Source organism: Micromonospora sp. C97, from assembly GCF_018070385.1.
Lineage (GTDB): Bacteria > Actinomycetota > Actinomycetes > Mycobacteriales > Micromonosporaceae > Micromonospora > Micromonospora parva.
Genome location: NZ_JAGPXU010000006.1, coordinates 98,046 through 115,858 on the forward strand (window position 1 = coordinate 98,046; position 17,813 = coordinate 115,858).

General features: G+C 71.1%; 19 protein-coding genes. 10 read left to right on the top strand and 9 right to left on the bottom strand.

Annotated elements, in window-relative coordinates:
* The first annotated feature begins 102 nt into the window (after window positions 1-102).
* Window positions 103-405, top strand: coding sequence for a hypothetical protein (locus KBX26_RS11560; protein ID WP_210865409.1), 303 nt, complete (start codon window positions 103-105; stop codon window positions 403-405).
* Between the two features lie 30 nt (window positions 406-435).
* Here the strand turns inward: KBX26_RS11560 and KBX26_RS11565 are convergent, their stop codons facing one another.
* Window positions 436-1,623, bottom strand: coding sequence for an NAD(P)/FAD-dependent oxidoreductase (locus KBX26_RS11565; protein WP_210865410.1), 1,188 nt, complete (start codon window positions 1,621-1,623; stop codon window positions 436-438).
* Between the two features lie 82 nt (window positions 1,624-1,705).
* On the bottom strand, window positions 1,706-2,650 hold the full coding sequence (locus KBX26_RS11570) for an RNA polymerase sigma-70 factor (RefSeq protein ID WP_210865460.1): 945 nt from the start codon (window positions 2,648-2,650) through the stop codon (window positions 1,706-1,708).
* Between the two features lie 125 nt (window positions 2,651-2,775).
* On the opposite strand from KBX26_RS11570, the gene KBX26_RS11575 reads away from it, so the two are divergent.
* Window positions 2,776-3,951 carry an epoxide hydrolase family protein gene (locus tag KBX26_RS11575; RefSeq protein WP_210865411.1) on the top strand — a complete coding sequence of 392 codons (1,176 nt, stop codon included), beginning with the start codon at window positions 2,776-2,778 and terminating at the stop codon, window positions 3,949-3,951.
* 29 nt (window positions 3,952-3,980) lie between these two features.
* Window positions 3,981-4,379, top strand: a complete 399-nt coding sequence (locus KBX26_RS11580; RefSeq protein WP_210865412.1) for an HD domain-containing protein — start codon at window positions 3,981-3,983, stop codon at window positions 4,377-4,379.
* 6 nt (window positions 4,380-4,385) lie between these two features.
* Here KBX26_RS11580 and KBX26_RS11585 read toward each other — a convergent pair whose 3' ends face one another.
* From KBX26_RS11585 to KBX26_RS11595, 3 genes are all read right to left on the bottom strand, one after another.
* Complete coding sequence (locus KBX26_RS11585; RefSeq protein ID WP_210865413.1) at window positions 4,386-5,609, bottom strand: MFS transporter; 1,224 nt, start codon at window positions 5,607-5,609, stop codon at window positions 4,386-4,388.
* A gap of 75 nt (window positions 5,610-5,684) precedes the next feature.
* A complete protein-coding gene (locus KBX26_RS11590) occupies window positions 5,685-6,164 on the bottom strand; it encodes a hypothetical protein (protein WP_210865414.1) in 480 nt (159 codons plus the stop codon).
* A 9-nt stretch (window positions 6,165-6,173) separates the two neighbouring features.
* On the bottom strand, window positions 6,174-6,641 hold the full coding sequence (locus KBX26_RS11595; protein ID WP_210865415.1) for a GNAT family N-acetyltransferase: 468 nt from the start codon (window positions 6,639-6,641) through the stop codon (window positions 6,174-6,176).
* A 172-nt stretch (window positions 6,642-6,813) separates the two neighbouring features.
* Here KBX26_RS11595 and KBX26_RS11600 point away from each other — a divergent pair, with 172 nt between their 5' ends.
* Window positions 6,814-7,833, top strand: coding sequence for an aldo/keto reductase (locus KBX26_RS11600; RefSeq protein WP_030330352.1), 1,020 nt, complete (start codon window positions 6,814-6,816; stop codon window positions 7,831-7,833).
* Between the two features lie 230 nt (window positions 7,834-8,063).
* Here KBX26_RS11600 and KBX26_RS11605 read toward each other — a convergent pair whose 3' ends face one another.
* Both KBX26_RS11605 and KBX26_RS11610 read right to left on the bottom strand, forming a co-directional pair.
* Window positions 8,064-9,503 carry an MFS transporter gene (locus KBX26_RS11605; protein WP_030330351.1) on the bottom strand — a complete coding sequence of 480 codons (1,440 nt, stop codon included), beginning with the start codon at window positions 9,501-9,503 and terminating at the stop codon, window positions 8,064-8,066.
* Between the two features lie 46 nt (window positions 9,504-9,549).
* Complete coding sequence (locus KBX26_RS11610) at window positions 9,550-10,974, bottom strand: aldehyde dehydrogenase (protein WP_030330350.1); 1,425 nt, start codon at window positions 10,972-10,974, stop codon at window positions 9,550-9,552.
* Between the two features lie 222 nt (window positions 10,975-11,196).
* Here KBX26_RS11610 and KBX26_RS11615 point away from each other — a divergent pair, with 222 nt between their 5' ends.
* The gene (locus KBX26_RS11615; RefSeq protein ID WP_030330349.1) at window positions 11,197-11,745 is read left to right on the top strand and encodes a TetR/AcrR family transcriptional regulator; all 549 of its coding nucleotides are present in this window, start codon (window positions 11,197-11,199) and stop codon (window positions 11,743-11,745) included.
* Between the two features lie 145 nt (window positions 11,746-11,890).
* Here KBX26_RS11615 and KBX26_RS11620 read toward each other — a convergent pair whose 3' ends face one another.
* On the bottom strand, window positions 11,891-12,322 hold the full coding sequence (locus KBX26_RS11620) for a carboxymuconolactone decarboxylase family protein (RefSeq protein WP_210865416.1): 432 nt from the start codon (window positions 12,320-12,322) through the stop codon (window positions 11,891-11,893).
* 535 nt (window positions 12,323-12,857) lie between these two features.
* On the opposite strand from KBX26_RS11620, the gene KBX26_RS11625 reads away from it, so the two are divergent.
* From KBX26_RS11625 to KBX26_RS11635, 3 genes are all read left to right on the top strand, one after another.
* Window positions 12,858-13,127 carry a hypothetical protein gene (locus KBX26_RS11625; RefSeq protein ID WP_030330347.1) on the top strand — a complete coding sequence of 90 codons (270 nt, stop codon included), beginning with the start codon at window positions 12,858-12,860 and terminating at the stop codon, window positions 13,125-13,127.
* Window positions 13,127-14,164 (top strand): hypothetical protein, encoded by a 1,038-nt coding sequence (locus KBX26_RS11630; RefSeq protein WP_210865417.1) that lies wholly within the window; start codon window positions 13,127-13,129, stop codon window positions 14,162-14,164. The genes KBX26_RS11625 and KBX26_RS11630 overlap by 1 nt, the downstream gene beginning before the upstream one ends.
* Window positions 14,165-14,230: 66 nt before the next feature.
* Complete coding sequence (locus tag KBX26_RS11635; RefSeq protein WP_210865418.1) at window positions 14,231-15,160, top strand: LLM class F420-dependent oxidoreductase; 930 nt, start codon at window positions 14,231-14,233, stop codon at window positions 15,158-15,160.
* A 32-nt stretch (window positions 15,161-15,192) separates the two neighbouring features.
* Here the strand turns inward: KBX26_RS11635 and KBX26_RS11640 are convergent, their stop codons facing one another.
* The gene (locus KBX26_RS11640) at window positions 15,193-15,615 is read right to left on the bottom strand and encodes a hypothetical protein (protein ID WP_030330344.1); all 423 of its coding nucleotides are present in this window, start codon (window positions 15,613-15,615) and stop codon (window positions 15,193-15,195) included.
* 119 nt (window positions 15,616-15,734) lie between these two features.
* Between KBX26_RS11640 and KBX26_RS11645 the strand changes: the two genes are divergently transcribed.
* Both KBX26_RS11645 and KBX26_RS11650 read left to right on the top strand, forming a co-directional pair.
* Window positions 15,735-16,487: a hypothetical protein gene (locus KBX26_RS11645; protein ID WP_210865419.1), complete on the top strand. Its 753-nt coding sequence runs from the start codon at window positions 15,735-15,737 to the stop codon at window positions 16,485-16,487.
* Window positions 16,484-17,755 (top strand): FAD-binding protein, encoded by a 1,272-nt coding sequence (locus KBX26_RS11650; protein ID WP_210865420.1) that lies wholly within the window; start codon window positions 16,484-16,486, stop codon window positions 17,753-17,755. Before KBX26_RS11645 ends, KBX26_RS11650 begins: the two co-directional genes overlap by 4 nt.
* The last annotated feature ends 58 nt before the right edge of the window (window positions 17,756-17,813 follow it).

Below are 17,813 nucleotides of genomic sequence, written 5' to 3' on the forward strand. Positions count from 1 at the left end.
CGGAGCGGGACCGCATGCCCGCGGCTGCTGGTCACCGGCGACAGCGCCAGCGCGTGTCCGGCAGGGACAGCCGCGAACCGGGCGTGCCCCGATACTCCTCAAGTGATCAGCAGCGACCCTCGCCTCCCGTGGCCGTCCCGCTCGTCCCACCCGGCGGACAGTTCGACACTGCCGCTCTACATGGTCCTCTTCTTCGTGCTGGGCCTGGTTGCCTTCGCCGCGCACGGGGCGGGCGACGGCCGGGAAGCACTCATCATCGCGAGCATCGTCTCGGGGGTGTTCTTCGCGTGTTTCCTGATCCTCTTCGCGGTCTACTGGATCGGATACCTGCTCAAGGAGCACGCCGTCTGGCTGGCCGGGCGCCAGGCTGAGTCCGGTGGGGCGGATCAACAGCCGGAGGAGTGAGTAGCCTCCGCCGAGGAGTCCGCGACCGGGTCAGGACACGCCGGTGCGGATCTCCGATCGGGTCGCGACGACGCGGTGGCGGCGGACCGGGTACAGCACCGGGTGGGAGATGCTCCAGGCGGCGCCCGCGCAGACGATCTCCTTGTAGCGGGCCGCCAGCTTCCCGGTGAGCAGAGCCGGCTTGGCCCGGTCGTCGGCGGTGACGTACTGGATGATGCCGTCGCGGCGGCCGAGGCTGATGCACTGGTTGAAGTAGCGCAGCGGGGCCTTGGGGAACTTCGTCCGACCGGTGAGCCGCGCGGCGATGGCGTCGGCGGCCTGCCAGGCCATCGGGATGCCCGAGGCGCACGACATCCGCAGTGGCTTGCCGCCCGGTCCCGCGGCGATCGCGGCGTCGCCCACCGCGTACACCTCGGGGTGGGAGACCGACCGCATGCTGTCGTCGACGATGATCTGCCCGGTCTCTGCGACCGCCAGGGTCGTGGCGGCGGCGATCGGGTGCACGGCGAAGCCGGTCGTCCAGATTGTCACCTGGGCCGGGATCTCCCGACCGTCGCGGGTGAGCGCGCCGGTCGCCTCGACCCGCGCGATGTCGGCGTGCTCGTGCACGGTGATGCCGAGCCGGTCGCAGACGCCGCGCAGGTGCTGCTGCGCCCTGCCGTTGAGCCAATCACCGAGACCACCGCGGGCGGCGAGCGCGACACGGAGGTCCGGCCGGGCCTCCGCGATCTCGGTGACCGCTTCGAGGCCGGTGAGGCCGCCGCCGACGACGAGCACGGTCCCGCCGGCCGCGAGGTGGGCGAGGCGGTCGCGCAACCGCAGCGCCGACGGCCTGCCGGCGATGTCGTACGCGTGCTCGGCGACCCCGGGGACGCCATGGTCGGCGGCGGTGCTGCCGAGGGCGTAGACGAGCGTGTCGTAGGCGATCTCGTCGGTGCCGTGGTCGTCGGCGAGCGCGACGGTCCGGCGGTCGGCGTCGACGGCGGTGACCCGCGCCAACCGGAGCGTGACGTCGGTGCCGGCGTAGATCTCGCTCAGCGGGCGGGGTTTGAGGTCCTGCCCGATGGCGAGTTGGTGCATGCGGACCCGCTCGACGAAATCCGCGTCGGCGTTGACGACGGTGATCTCGGTGTCGCCGGGGTGCAACCGCTTGGCGAGGCGCCCAGCGGCCATGGCTCCGGCGTAGCCCGCTCCGAGGACGACGATGCGGTGCTTCATGGTGGCACTCCTGTCTCGGTGGTGGTCGCTTCCTGAACCGGACAGCGCCCCGATTCCTGACAGGAGCGGGCTATGAGCTGGATCACCAGACGTGCAGGGCGGGATCCTCGTGCTCGGAGACGGACCACTGCCGGCTGGCGCGGCCGAGTTTGTCGGGGTTGACCTGGTTGTGGATGGCGGTGACCCCCTCGGGCGTCACCTGCAGCAACATCACGCCGATGACCCGGTCGTCGACCACGACCACCACCGCCGGAGCGCCGTTGGCGGTGGCGACGTGCAGGGCGGGGCTGCCGCCGACCAGGTCCCGTTTGACGTCGGCGGGCTTGAACAGGCCGCGCAGGAACTTCGCCACGGCCAGTGCGCCGACGATCGGCGCGGACCGGGCCGGGATCTTGCCGCCGCCGTCGGCGGTGCTCGTCACGTTGTCGGTCAGCAACTCGACCAGCCGCTGGATCTCGCCGTTGTTCGCCGCCGTGAGGAACTCCGCGACGATCTTCCGGGCGGTGGCCCGGTCGACCTCCGCGCGGGCCCGCTCGGCGCTGACGTGTTGCTTGGCGCGCCGGTAGGTCTGTTGGCAGTTCGACTCGGTGATGCCGAGGATCTCGGCGATCTCACCGTGCGAGTAGCCGAACGCCTCCCGCAGCACGTACACCGCGCGCTCGTTGGGCGACAACCGCTCCAGCAGGGTGAGCACCGCCATCGAGACCGATTCGCGTTGCTCGGCGGTGTCGAGGGGGCCGAGCATCCGGTCCCCGGCGAGGACCGGTTCGGGCAGCCAGGTGCCCACGTAGGTCTCCCGCCGGGCCCGCGCCGAGGTGAGCTGGTTGAGGCACACGTTGGTGAGGACCTTCGTCAGCCATGCCTCGGGCGTCTCGACGTGCTCCCGCTCGGCGGCCTGCCAGCGCAGGAACGTGTCCTGGACGGCGTCCTCCGCGTCGCTGGCCGAGCCCAGCAGGCGATAGGCGATCGCCTCCAGGCGGGCCCTGGAGCGCTCGAACAGCTCCACCTCGTCCGGACTGAGCGGCATGGTTCGATAGTCAACCACGCCCGCGACCTCGCCGGCCGATCGACGGCGTACCCGACAGCGTCGATCATGGAAGACTGAGGACTTCCGGTGTCGCCGTCAGCACCGCTCGGCAGCTAAGGACCCGCATGCCCGTCGACGTCGAGCCCTATCGAATTTACGTGCCGGAGTCGGAGCTGACTGACCTGCGTGTTCGGCTGGCGCGTACGCGTTGGCCCGAGGCGGCGACGGCGTCCGGCTGGACACACGGCATACCCCTGCACGAGGTGCGGAGCCTCTGCGGGTACTGGGCAGAGTCGTACGACTGGCGGGCCGCCGAGGCGCGGCTCAACGCGGTCCCGCAGTACCTCGTCACCGTCGACAGCTTGACGATCCATGTGCTGCACGCCCGGTCGTCGTACCCGGGCGCGATGCCGCTGGTGCTGACCCACGGCTGGCCTGGCTCGGTGCTGGAGCTGGTCGACCTGGTCGAGCCGCTCACCGACCCACTGAGCCATGGCGGCACCGCCGAGGACGCCTTCGACGTAGTGATCCCGTCGCTGCCCGGGTACGGCTTCAGTGGCAAACCCATCCGCCCTGGGTGGGGCATCGAACGGATAGCCGCCGCGTGGGCGGAGATCATGGCGGCGTTCGGCTACACCCGGTACGGAGCCGCCGGCAGCGACTGGGGCACCAGCGTCTCCAGCCTCCTCGGGGCACTGGACGGCGAGCACGTGGCCGGCGTTCACCTCGTACCGCCGCTCGCGGGACCGGACCCGGCCGCCGCCGAGGACCTCACCGATGCCGAGCGCCAAGCGTTGGCTCACCTGCGTCGACGCGGCGTGTCCAGCTCGGCGTACTCGGAAGCCCACCGCACCGCGCCGCAGACCGTCGGGTACGCCCTGCTGGACTCGCCGGCCGGCCTGTGCGCCTGGATGGGCGAGAAGTTGATCAGCTGGACCGACCCCGCTGGCCCTTCCGCCGGCCTCACGCGGGACCAGATCCTGGACCAGGTCACGCTGTACTGGTTGACCGGGACGGCGGCATCGTCAGCACGCCTGTACGCGGAGAGCATCGACCGGGTGTCCGGGTGGATCAGCGGCGAAGACGCCACTCAGGTCCGCGTACCCGTCGGTGCCTCGATCTTTCCCGCCGAGCTGCCCCGGCCGTCCCGGCGCTGGGTGACCCGCCGCTATCCGGACCTCCGGTACTGGAAGGAGCACGATCGCGGTGGGCACTTTCCCGCGCTCGAGGTGCCGGAGCTGCTGATCGCCGACCTGCGCGCCTTCTTCCGGCCGTTGCGCGCAGGTGCTGCGATCACGTGATCGAGCGTGCTGGTCGTACCCTTGCTGCGGTGACGTCCGATTCGCTGCGCCGTGCCCTCACCGCCCCCGCGGGCCCGCCGCTGCGGCCCCTGCCCGAGCAGGTCGTCGCCCTGCTGGAGACCCTGCACGCGCCGCCGCGTCTCGCCGCGCACCTGCGGGCCGTGCACGAGGTCGCCGCGCAGCTCACCGACGCGGTGGCGGTCCGGTTCCCGCAGCTCCCGTTCGACCGGGAGGCGGTGCTCTTCGGGGCCGCCACCCACGACGTCGGCAAGGTCCGGCACCCGGAGGAGTTGTCCGGTCCCGGGTCCGCGCACGAGCCCGCCGGATACGAGTCGGTCTTCCTCGACCTGGACGACATCCTCGACCGGATCGCCGCCGACGCGGACCTTCGGCTCGCGTTCCAGGCAACCCATCCGGTACGCGGGTGACAGCGGTCAGCGGCTCGCCGGGCTCGTTCCGGCCTTCCGGTGCGGCGGGGCGGGCATGGTCGGCGTCTGGCCGCGCGCCGTCGACCGACGGGTGACCGTGGCGGCCACCGCTGCTGTCAGGCAGATCGCCGTGGCGACGATGAGCGGCGGGCGGGCGCCCAGGTGCACGGCAGCGGAGCCGAGGGGGATCGCCGCGACGAGCGGTCCGAACATCGCGGTGTTGGCCGTCGCGGCGACCCGTCCCAGCAGCGCCGCCGGCGTGTGGGTCTGCACGGCGGTGACGGCCGCGACCAGGGTCGCGGGCAGGCCCACGCCGGCCACCACCGCCCCGAGGACGGTCGCCGGCCACCACGGCAGGCAACGTGCCAGGCAGCCGAGCGCGAACAGCGCCGTGCCGGCGACACCGACGGCAACGGCACCCCGGGCCGCGATGAGCCGGCCGACGATCAGGCCACCGAGAATCGAACCGGCCCCCTGCGCGCTGGCCAGCACACCGAGGAACGTCGTCGGCAGCCGCAGCTCGGTCACGACGATCGCGTAGATCCCCGCCGTCGTGAAGCCGGACATGGCGATGGACACCGCGGCGAGCACGACCGGCAGACGTGTCGCCCGCTCTCCGAACAGGGCCACCAATCCGGTACGCGGGCCGCCGCCGGGTTCGATCCGCTGGTCGGCGGGCGTCCAGCGCAGCCGGAGCACCGCGTACAGGACGGCGACCAGGATCGGCATCGCGGCGCTGAGCACGGCGACGGCGGGACCGCCCCGCCACGCGTAGAGGCCGGCCCCGGCGAGGGGAGCGACGAGCTTCATGCCCTCCTGCGCGCTGGAGCGCCACCCGTTGACGTCGCCGAGTTCAGTGGGTGCGAGCGCCGACGGCAGCAGCGCCGTCTCGCCGGCGTCGATCAGCACGTAGCTGACGCCGTACGCGCACGAGACGGTGAAGATGAGCCAGGTCTGCCCGGGCCCCCGCACCGTGAGCAGGGTCAGCAGGGCGGCTGCCAACAGGAGGTTGACGGCGATGACCAGCGGTCGCCGGGGCACCCGGTCGAGCAGGCCGCCCAGCCAGGGCCCGGCGAGCACCGGGGCGTACACGCAGAGCCCGGCGAGGGCGGCGAGGCCGGTGGAGCCGGTGAGGTCCAGGATCCAGATGCCGTTGACCAGTGACATCGCGCTGCTGCCGAAGCCGGACAGCAGGGAGATCGCCACGAACAGGCTCGCGTTGCGACGCATGAGCGCTCCGAGTTGAGTCGAGGTGACTCACATCCTCAAGCGTGAGCTGAGTGCGCGCAATGCTGCTCGATCCTGTCAACGCTCCGTTGACAAGGCGGCATTGATCGTGGTTGCCGCGGTTCGGGCGGGCGCGGGCAGTCGCTCGCCCGCTTCGGTGAGGTCGGTGGCGAGGTGCACTGCCAGCGCGTACAGCGAGCCCGGGGCGGCATCCAACGCGGTCTCCACAGTGCTCCGGACCAGAGCCGCGCGGCGAAAACGGTTGTCCCACCGCTGATCGGCGCCGATCCACCGGGCAAGGTCGGCGACCGCCGTCCGCAGTGCCGCGACCTGCGGAGGCAGCCGGAGGTCTAGCTGCTGCCGCCGCGACCACCGCGCCGCCACCAGCCGCTGTCGCCGCTGCTCGGCGGCCTGTCGACTGCCGAGGCCGAGGGCTGTCGCGATCTGCGCCCAGGTCGCACCGTCGTGGCGCGCCCGATCGATGATCTCCAGCTCCTGCTCGTCCAGGCGAGCGCGGGCGGCGCGCACCTCCGCGAGCCGATCCAGCTCCGACGTCATCTGTCAACATTACATTGACAAGCCCTCGTCGCTGATCATCCTGGGCGCGCGGACCAGGAAGACGTCCACCGGATCCTCGGCGTCGACGGTGAAACCGTGCCGCTCGTACAGCCGTCGGGCCGGGCTGCCCCGCAGCACGTTCAGGCGAACCGGGGTGCCGTCGCGATCGCAGCGCTCCAGCAACTCGCGCAGCACGGCCGTGCCGATGCCGCCGCCCTGTAGCCGCGGAGCCAGGTAGAAGTGATCCAGCCAGTGGGCGTCCCCGTCCGGTCGCAGCGCCACGCAGCCGGCGAACGCGCCGTCCACCTCGACAACCCAGGTGTACGCCGGCGCGAAGCCGTCCCGCAGGCGCTGCCGCACCCGCTGGTCGTCGTACCGCCCCAGCCGCTCCAGGTCGGCCCGCAGCACCACCGCCCGCAACTCGGCCACCGCCTCGACGTCCGTCGCCGAAGCCGGCCGAAGCTCCCAGTCCGCCATGATCAATAAGTTGTCGCGGCCCGGCGCCCTCGCCGGCCACCCCGCCGTCGCCTCCGTCACTTGTCAAACGGAACAGCGTTCCGTATCGTTCGTAGCGGAACGTGGTTCCACTTGCTCAGGATGTCAGAGCCGGTGGGCCAGTGTCACCTCACCCTTCCGTGGAGGAACAGTCATGCAGTACCGCACCCTCGGGCGCACCGGCGTCCAGGTCAGCACCCTCGTGCTCGGCGCAATGAACTTCGGCAAACTGGGGCACACCACCCAGGGCGAGGCGACGGCGATCGTCGACGCCGCGTTGGAGGCCGGGATCAACCTGATCGACACCGCCGACATGTACAGCCAGGGGGAGTCGGAGGAACTGGTCGGCAAAGCCATCGCCGGCCGTCGCGACGACATCGTGCTGGCCACGAAGGCCGGCATGCCGATGGGCGACGAGCGCAATCAGCGGGGCAGCTCGCGCCGCTGGCTCGTCACCGAGTTGGACAACAGCCTGCGCCGCCTCGGCGTCGACCACGTCGACCTCTACCAGATCCACCGGTGGGACCCGACCACCAGCGACGAGGAAACCCTGTCGGCGCTGACCGACCTGCAACGGGCGGGAAAGATCCGCTACTTCGGCTCCTCGACCTTCCCCGCGTACCGCATCGTGCAGGCCGAATGGGCTGCAAGGGAGCACCACCTGGGCCGGTACGTCACGGAGCAGCCCAGCTACTCGATCCTGCAACGGGGGATCGAGGCCCACGTCCTGCCCGTGACCGAGCAGTACGGGCTCGGCGTGCTCGCCTGGAGCCCGCTCGCCTCGGGCTGGCTCTCCGGCGCGATCCGCGCCGGCCGGGAGATCACCACCAGCCGCTCGGCGATCCTGCCCGCCCGCTTCGACCTCAGCATCCCGGCCAACCAGGCCCGGCTCCACGCTGTCGAGCAGCTGGCCACCGTCGCCGACGAGGCGGGGCTCACCCTGATCCAGCTCGCACTCGGGTTCGTCACCGCGCACCCGGCCGTGACCAGCGCGATCATCGGCCCCCGCACCATCGACCACCTGCACGCCCAACTCGCCGCCGCGGACACCGTGCTCCCGGCCGACGTGCTCGACGCGATCGACGCGATCGTCGCACCCGGGGTCGACCTCGCCGCAGGCGAGAAGTTCGACACCCCGCCCGCCCTGCTCGACCCGGCGCTGCGGCGTCGCTGAGCCAACGGGTGCGGTGGGCGGCGCCGTTGGTCCCGCCGCTGGTCTGGCTGCTCCAGACCGCCCCGCCGACCATCTCGACTGAACGCCAGCACCGACGGCCCCTGGCCTGTCGTATCGGTCCGGGATGGTGCAGCCGGTGTGGGCGAACGGTGACACGTACGAGGCGTACGTGGGTCGGTGGAGCCGCCTGGTCGCTGTGTCCGCCGCCCGCTGGTCGGACGCGCCCTCGCCTACGGGCGCCGCGCGACCAGCGGGGCCGGTGCCACACCGCTCTCGCCCGTGCGGGACGCTCGGCGGACGGCGGGCACGACAAGCGCCGCCACCACTGCCGCGAGCGAGGTGACGGTCAGCATCTCGAACCCGTGGGTGAACCCGGACTCGTACGGCAGACCGTCCGGACGCAGGTGGCCGGTGACGATGCTGCTCATCACGGCCGCCCCGATCGATCCACCGATGGTCCGGATGTTCGCGTTCATCCCCGCCGCCACACCGGTCTGCGCGGCCGAGACGTTCTGCACGATCAGGTTCGTCATGGACGCGTACGCCAGGCCGATGCCGACCCCGAACACGGACGAGGCGACCACGATCTGCCAGCGTGCGTCGTGGGCCACGGCGAGCAGGGCGCACGAGACCACGCTGAAGGCGGAGCCCGCGGCGAGTTGTGCCTTACCGCTGAGAATCCGCTCCATCCGGCCGCTGACGATGCCGGTCAGGAACATGGCGACGAGCATCGGCACCAGCAACAGCCCCGCCTCGGTGACGCTGGCCCCGAACCCATAGCCCGCGACCGTCGGGGTCTGCACGAACTGCGGCAGGAACGCGAGGATGGCGAACATGCCCGCGCCGAAGAGCAGCGCGACCAGGTTGGTGGTCCACACCGTCGGCAGGCGCATCACCCGCATGTCGATGAGCGGGTTGGTCGAACGGGTCTCGGTGATCACCCAGGAGGCGAGGACGAGCACCGCGACGAGCAGGAGACCGAGCACCCTACCCGAGGTCCAACCCCACGCCGGGGCCTTGCTGACCGCCAGCATCAGCGCGACGAGCCACCCGGACAGCAGTACGGTGGCGAGCCAGTTGATCCGGCCCGGCGTCCGTACGGGCGACTCCGGTATGAGGAAGTGCGCCGCCACGGCCGTCGCGATCAGCACGACCATGGGGATCCAGAAAAGCCCCCGATAGCCGAAGGCGCCGACGATCGGCCCGGCGAGCACGGTGCCCAGTCCCCCGCCGGCGGCGAGCAGGGCCGACATCGCCCCGATCGCCGCCGTGCTCCGGGCCGCCGGGAACTCGTCCCGGATGATCCCGAACGACAGCGGGAAGACGGCACCACCGACACCCTGCACGATCCTGGCCACGATGAGCACGCCGATGTTCGGTGCGATGACGGCCAGCAGGCAGCCGGCGATGAGCGCGACCAGGGAGACGACGAACATCCGCTCCTTGCCGACCATGTCACCGATCCGTCCGAGGATCGGCGTGAAGACCGACGCGGAGAGCAGGTACGCCGTCAGCACCCAGGTCACGGTGTTCTGCGAGGTGTGCAGGTCGTGCTGGATCGTCGACAGCACCGGGCTGACGAGCGACTGCAGCATCGCGAAGAAACCGGCGCCGGCCGCGAGGACGGCGAATGTGATCCGGTAGGGGGTACGGGTGGTGGTCCGAGCCACGAAAAGACTCCAGTTCTCGGTGGTCGGGAGCAGACAGCGGTCCTGCTCAGACCGCGATGGTCTTGTGCTCCACGTACTGGGCCAGGCCGACGGCTCCGAACTCGCGGCCGATACCGCTGCCCTTGTAGCCGCCGAAGGGCGCGTCGAAGCCCGGGTCGGCGCCGTTGACGGTGAAGAAGCCGGTACGGATCCGGCGGGCGAGCGCCAGGCCACGCTCGACGTCGGCCGTCCACACCCCACCGCCGAGCCCGTACGGGGAGTCGTTGGCGATGCGTACCGCGTCGTCCTCGTCCTCGTACGCGATGACGACGAGGACCGGTCCGAAGATCTCCTCCTGGGCGATGCGCATGCCGTTGTCGACGTCGGCGAAGACCGTCGGCCGTACGTAGTAACCGCCCTCGAGCCCCTCCGGCACCTCGGGACCGCCGGTGACGAGACGCGCCCCCTCGGAGATGCCGAGTTCGATGTAGCTCCGGACCCGCTGCTGCTGGTCGGCGCGGACCATCGGGCCGATCCACGTACCCGGGTCGGCGGGGTCTCCCACGACGAGGCTCTCCGTCATGGTCTTCACGGCCTCGACGACCTCCTCGTAGCGGCTGCGCGGGGCCAGGATGCGGGTGTGCGCGACGCAGGATTCGCCGTTGTTGCCGAACGACAGGAACTTGAGTCCCTCGACCACGGCCGAGAGGTCCGCGTCCGGCAGGATGACCGTCGCGGACTTGCCGCCCAGCTCCAGGCTCACCCGCTTGAGCTGCTGGCCCGCCACGGACGCGATCGTGCGCCCGGCGGCGGTCGATCCGGTGAAGGCGACCTTGTCCACGTCGGGGTGCGCGACGAGATACGCGCTCGTCTCCCGGCCCGCCGGCAGGATGCTGACCACGCCCTCCGGCAGCCCAGCCTGCTCGAAGATCTCGCCCAGCACCAGCGCGTCCAGCGCGGTCTCGGGCGACGCCTTCAGGATGACCGTGCAGCCCGCCAGCAGCGCCGGAATCATCTTCACCAGTGCCGACTGGTGCGGGGCGTTCCACGGGATGACCGCGGCGACCACACCGACCGGCTCGCGTCGGATCAGCGGGCCGGATTCGGTTGCCCGTTCCTCCCACCCGAAGGCCTCGGCGGCCCTCAGGTAGGCGCCGGTCTGCTCCGCCAGTGCGTGCAGCGTCCACCGGGTGAACCACGACGCGGAGCCGTTCTCCGAAGTGATCAATGCGGCCAGTTCGTCGGCCCGCGCCGCGTGTAGTTCGTTGAATCGAGCGATAACCGCCTGGCGTTCCCGCGGCGTCATCCGGGGCCACGGCCCGTCGTCGAAGGCCTTCCGCGCGGCGGCGACCGCTCGGTCGACGTCGGCCGGTGAGGCCTCGGCGGCCCGCCCCACCAGCGACTTGTCGTGTGGCGAGTGGACGTCGAGCAGGCCGCCCTCGGCGGGCGCTACCCACTGGCCACCAACGTAGAGCTTGTCGTGAACGATCACAGTGACTACTCCCTTATTGCAGGTTTTGTTCCGGTTCGTAATCGGCGTCCGGACTGCCGCCCCCGCCGCGTACGCGTTCCGCGCCGCGATCATCAGGGGCACAACGATGTGGCGCGTCGTACGTCTAGCTGTCACAGAACCGTAGCACTTACCTCTGGTTTCGCCATCGACGTGTGCAACTAGCCGCGTGACCTGCCACACAGGGGTAGAGTTGACGGCACTATGAGAGCCGACGCAGCCCGTAACCTCGACACGGTCCTCCACGTGGGTGCTCGGCTGCTCGCGCAGGATCCGGCCACGAGCATCGCCACGATCGCTGCCACGGCCGGCGTCGACCGGCGCACCGTCTACCGCCGATTCGCCACCCGGGAGGCCCTGCTCGCCGGGGTCTACCAGGCCAAGCTCGACGCCTCCGAGCGCGCGCTCGACGACGCCCGGCTGACGGAGGCACCGGTCGCGGTGGCCCTGCACCGCTATGTGGAGGGCATCATCCCGGTCATCCGGCGGTGGTCGATCCAGGTCCTCAAGCCAATGATGAACATGGACGTCGAGGCCGCGGCCCGGAGCAAGCAACTCGGCGAGCGGCTCGACCGGTTCATCCAGCGCGCCACCGACGAGGGGCTACTCCGCGCCGACCTGCCACCGGGCTGGGTCAGGACGCTGCTGGACCAACTTGTGAACGCCACCGCGGAAAACTTTCCCGACCTGGCCGCCGCACCCGCCGCCGACCTGGTCGTCGACGCGCTGTTGCGCGGCGTCGGGCGAAGCTGACGGGCAGACACTGAGCGTCTGCACGGATGGGTCGCTGGGGTCCGTCCCCGCACGGCGTGGGCTCGCTCACCTCGTCGTTCAGCCGCCCAACGAGCCTTTCCGCGTAACGGTCCCGGCGGTGGGTGATCAGGTCCTGCGGGGGACCTTACTTACCAGGGCCTGAGGGCTCGGGGTTCTCGGCGAAGACCTGGGCGGCGACCTGGTAGCCGTCGAACGCGCGTGCTACGCCAGCGTAGGCCGCGACCTGAAGAAAGACTTCGGCGATCTCTTCCTTCGTGGCGCCGGCGTTGAGCGCGATGCGCAGCTGACCACGGAGGGGCTCCAGGACACCGAGCGTCGCCGCGATGGTGACGGACACCAGTGCCCGCGTCCGTATATCCAGGTGCTCGGTGCGCGGCCAGACGTCGCCGAAGGCGTGCATCGTCGCGATCCGTTTGAAGTCTGCGCCGTTGGCTGGCTCACCAGGGGTGGCGCCAAGAAAGCGCTCCAAGCGGAAGCCCAGCAGACGCTCAGCCGTGTCCAGCGCGGCGGCGTACCCCGGGTCTGTCGCCGCAGATGCCGGATGATTCGTCGTCATGGTGCTCACTCTTCCATGCACAAGGACGAAGTAGACGATATCTGGCATTTCGAAACGTGACTGAAGGGCCGTACGCGGCACGCCGCCCGAGTAACCGTCGCGCCGAGCCCCACCGGAGCCTTGTCGCAATTCGGACAAGACGGTAAAGCCCCTGGTAGAGCACTCTTGGGGCAGGTGGAGGTAGACGGGTGGCGGGCCACATCCCGATCCTCCGGCCCGGTTCGGACAAGATCGTCCGTACCGGTGCCGCCCTCACCCAGCCCGGCCTCGAAGCCGCGACGGTCACGGCACAGCTGCCGCTCCGATCGCGCGTACGACAGGCCGAGGCTGCCACCGACACCCTGCGGGCGCCCGCAGCGGTGCCTCCGCCCACCGGGACAAGGACGTCAGCACCGTCGGCTGTCAGGCAACGCCGTCCGCCGGCCGTGCCGCCGCCCCCGTGCCCCGCCGGCCTTTCGCACCGTGGACCCCGCCGGGGTCCGGCGTCGCTCGACCGCGCGCCGAGCCCTGGCGACCGAGCCAGAAAGGGCCCGACATGGCCGCTCCCACCGCGACCGCAGCCTTGAACGCATCCGTCTTCGCGCCGGGTGACCAGATGCTGCTGACCGTGACCTACTCGGACGCCGACACCAAACCGCTGACCGTCACCATCGTGGTCACCGACGCGCAGGGCAACAGCAGCGCGCCGGTCAAGGTCACGGCGGTCATCGACCCGCTCACCGTGACCGTCTCCGACAACTCCGGGCGTACCTGGACCCGGGTTTCCGACAACGGCTCCGTGGCCGTGTATCGGTCGGTGGCGTGATGCCCCGGGTCACCGTCCAGGTCCGTGACGCCGCCGGCAACACCGCGACGGCCGCCGCCGACTACAGCCTGGGCCAACCCGTGCTCGGCGGCTACTACCTCTCCGGCGGCGCCGATCCGACCGCCGATATGGCCGGCGGCAACTTCCGGTCACTCACCCAGTACCGCAGCCTCGCGGACGGCTACATCTTCCCCGGCTACAACCGGCCCTGGCTGGTCAACCTGGGCAAGGCCGGTGTGCAGATGAACATGGTCCTGGAGTTGAAACACTACGGCGCCCCGAACTACGGAACGCAGAGCTTCTCGGTGGACGGCACCAGCTACACCGTGCCGGCACCGACGATGACCATCCAGCAGCGACCCGGCACGACCTGGCCGAGGGCGTACGGGTACGGGCAGGTGATCAAGGGGCAGTGCGACGGGTTGCTGGCCCGCGCGCTGTCGCAGTACCGCACGCTCGGCTTCGGGGTGAACATCCAGCTCGCCTCGGAACTGGACACCGACCACGAGTTCGGCACCACCGAGGACGGCAAGGCGTACAGCTGGGCCGAGTCGGACGCGCGGGCGGTGCAGGCGATGAACTACATCCTCACGTGGTTCAAGGCGCGGACGCTGCCGGCCGGCACGACCTTCTCGGTGGGGCTCGGCGGTTTCGACAGGGCATGCTTCCAGCGCACCCACCCGGAGTCGCTGATGTCCCGCCTCGACTATCTGCAGTGGAACGCGTACGCCACCAACGCCAGCCACACCGCGCTGGCCCGGTTCCGTCGCACCAAGGACTGGGCGGTGGCCGATCTCGGCCCGGTGGCGCTGTCCCGACCGGTGATCATTGCCGAGTGGGGGGTGCGGGTGGCCGAGATCCCGAACCAGGCCGCCTGGATCGCCACCGTGCCGGCGGCGATCGCCCAGCTCAACGCCGAGCGTGGACCACGGATCGTGCGGACCAACTACTTCAACTCCGGTTGGGGCACCCTGACGCCGAAGGCGCCCGGGTTGGCGGCGCTCCGCGAGGCGTACGCCAAACGGCCGTACGTCTGAGCTGACGCCGGAGGTCCGGTCGGCATAGCGCCGGCCGGGCCGACCGGGGAACCCTATGCTCGGATCATGGAACTTCGGATCTTCACCGAGCCCCAGCAGGGCGCCACCTACGACCAGTTGCTCGCCGTCGCCCGGTGCGCCGAGGACGCTGGCTACGGCGCGTTCTTCCGCTCCGACCACTACCTGATGATGGGTGACGTGAGCGGCGAACCCGGCCCCACCGACGCGTGGACCACGCTCGCCGGCCTGGCCCGGGAGACCAGCCGCATCCGGCTCGGCACGTTGATGACCGCTGCCACCTTCCGGCTGCCCGGCCCGCTGGCGATCACCGTGGCGCAGGTCGACCAGATGAGCGGCGGCCGGGTGGAGCTGGGCATCGGCACCGGCTGGTACGCCGAGGAACACAGCGCGTACGGCATGCCGTTCCCGCCGCTCGCCGAGCGGTTCGACCGGCTGGAGGAGCAGCTCGCCGTCATCACCGGGCTGTGGTCCACCCCGGCGGGGGAGCGGTTCGACCATGACGGCCGGTACTACACGGTCCGCGACTCGCCCGCCCTGCCCAAGCCGGTGCAGCAGCCGCGCCCACCGATCCTGCTCGGCGGGACGGGTCCGAAGCGCACCCCTCGGCTGGCCGCCCGCTACGCCGACGAGTTCAACCTGCCGTTCGCCTCGGTGCCGGACACGGCGGCGCAGTTCGACCGGGTCCGCGCGGCCTGCGCCGAGATCGGCCGGGACCCGGCCGACATGGTCTGGTCCAACGCGCTGGTGCTCTGCTGTGGGCGCGACGACGCCGAGGTGGCCCGCCGCGCCGCCGCCATCGGCCGCGAACCGGACGAGCTGCGGGCCAACGGTCTGGCCGGGACTCCCGCCGAGGTGCTCGACACCATCGGCCGGTACGCGGAGATCGGCAGTGAGCGGCTCTACCTCCAGGTGTTGGACCTCAGCGACCTGGAGCACCTGGAGCTGGTCGCCAGCGAGGTGATGGCGAAGCTCTGAGCCGGGCGGATGGTGGGGAGCGACGCCGCCGGTCAGGCCCGGTGGGCGCCGCTCCCGACCGCGTCCGGGTCGCCCAGCACGGTGTCCAGCCGCCCGTCACGATCACTGTCGACGTAGGTGATGTCCGGGACACCGTCACCGTCCACGTCGATCTGGACGACGTCGGCCACGCCGTCACCGTCGAGGTCGGTGACCACCTCCACCGAGCCGTCCAGGTGACGGGTCACGATCGTCTGGGCGCCGGGGGCCCGCGGTGGCGGACCGGGCGTCGGCACCGGTGTCGGGGCGGGCGCGGGCGCCGGCGTGGGTCGGGGACCGGGTGTGGGGGACGGGTGACTCGGCAACCCGTCGGCCGGCGGTGCGCTGGCCTGCTCGACCCCGGTACCGGTCGGGTCAAGCTCCTCCTCGGAGGGGTAGACGTCACCTCGGGCGGCCGGATCACGGTAGCTGCTCATGGGCGTAGGGTTCCCCGACGATGACGAGAACAACCGTGCCCGATCGTCCGGTGTCCCCGGTGCCCGGTTTGGCGGAAGATGCGGGGACCGACGCCACGGTCATGAACGGGGGTCCGAGCGTGGAACTGCGCCGGAGTCGGGGCGCCCGGGTGCTCGCCCTGGTCTGCGTACTCGGCGGGGTGCTCTTGTTGGTCTATCCCAGCGACGGCGCCCTGCTACGGACGATCATCGCGGTGGGGGCGATCGCGCTCGGCGCGGTGGCGCTGGTCAGCGCGTTGCGCCCGTTCCGTTTCGGGATCCACGCGGACGGGCTCACCATCCGACGGCCCGGCCTGCGCCGGGACATCCGGTGGGCCGACGTCGGCGTGCTGGTCCTCGACGAGCCGCCCCGACGCGACGGTCGTCCCGAACCGCCGCGACTGCTGCTGGTTCCCGCGCCGGGAGTGCCGCTTGAGCCGGTGACCGCCCGTCACCCGATCGACGGCCGACCCGCCATCGAACTGCTCGTTCTCGACCAGGTCCGGGAGCAGCCCGACCAGGTGTCCGCCGCGCTCACCCGCTATGCCGGAGGTCGTTTCGTCGACCTGCTCGCGCTGCGACGCGCCGCCTTCGACACCCCGGATCTCCCGGTCGGCCTGCGCGGGTACCGCATGGACCGGGTCGACCGGTTGATCCGACGCGGCCAGGACGCCCTGATGTCCGGGGACGCGGCGACCCGACAGGCGGCCCGGGGTGAGATCGAACGCGCCAGCGCGGCCGGCCTGCCGATCGCCCAGCGTGGCTACCACACGTTCCAGACGGATACCGTTCTGGACGCCCTCGTCGCCGCGTTGGCCGACCAGCAGAGCACCGATCGGGAGACCGCCACATGACCGCGCAGGCACCGCACGCCGCGTCGAGCACCGACGTTCCGCGCCGCAACTGGGCCGGCAACGTACGGTACGCCGCGAAGGCGTTCCACCGGCCCACCTCCGTCGACGACCTGCGCCGGCTCGTCGCCGGCAGCAGCCGGATCCGGGCGGTGGGCAGCGGGCACTCCTTCAACAGCCTCGGCGACACCGACGGCGACCTCGTCAGCCTCGCCGGGCTGCCCCCGGTCGTCGAGGTGGACCACGAGCGTGGGCAGGTCACCGTGAGCGCCGCGATGCGCTACGGCGACCTCGCCCGACAGCTGCACACCCAGGGGTACGCGCTGGCGAACCTCGCCTCGCTGCCGCACATCTCGGTGGCCGGCGCGGTGGCCACCGCCACCCACGGGTCCGGTCAGAGCCATGGCAACCTGGCCAGCGCCGTCGCCGGTCTGGAGCTGGTCACCGCCGACGGCGACCTGCTGCGGGTCGACCGCGAGACCGACAGGTTCGCCGGCATGGTGGTCGGGCTCGGCGCGCTCGGTCTGGTCACCCGGGTCACGCTGGACGTGGTGCCAACCTTCGCGCTGCGCCAGTACGTACGCCTCGACCTCGACCGGGCGGCACTCGACGAGGCGCTCGGCTCGGCGTACAGCGTGAGTGTCTTCACCGACTTCCGTACGCCCCGACTGCGCGAGGTGTGGCGCAAACAGCTGGCGGACCAGCCGCCACCCCCGGCGGACTGGCTCGGCACCACAGCGGCCGACCAGCCCCGGCACCCGGTGCTCGGGATGCCGCCGGAGAACTGCACCCCGCAGCTCGGCGAGGCGGGCCCGTGGCAGGAGCGGCTGCCGCACTTCAAGCTCGGCTTCACCCCCAGCAGCGGCGACGAACTGCAGTCCGAGTACCACGTCGCACGGGCGGTGGCGGCTGACGCGCTCGCCGCGCTGGACGACGTGGCGGAGCTGATCGCCCCGGTGCTGCTGGTGTCCGAGCTGCGCACCGTGGCGGCCGACGAGCTGTGGCTCAGCCCGAACTACCGGCGGGACAGCTTCGTGCTGCACTTCACCTGGGTCGACGACACCAGGGCGGTGCTGCCGGTGGTGGCCGCCGTGGAGGAGCGCCTGGCGCCCTTCGCGCCCCGCCCGCACTGGGGCAAGGTCTTCGTCACCGATCCGGCCGAGCTGGCCGCCCGCTACCCACGCCACCCCGATTTCGCCACCCTCCTGACCGACCTGGACCCCAAGGCCAAGTTCCACACCGAGGCCCTGGCCCACTACTTCCCCCGCTGACCTCGGTTGATCATGGGGTTAGCGATACCGATGTCGGCGTGTCGTGCCCGCTAACCTC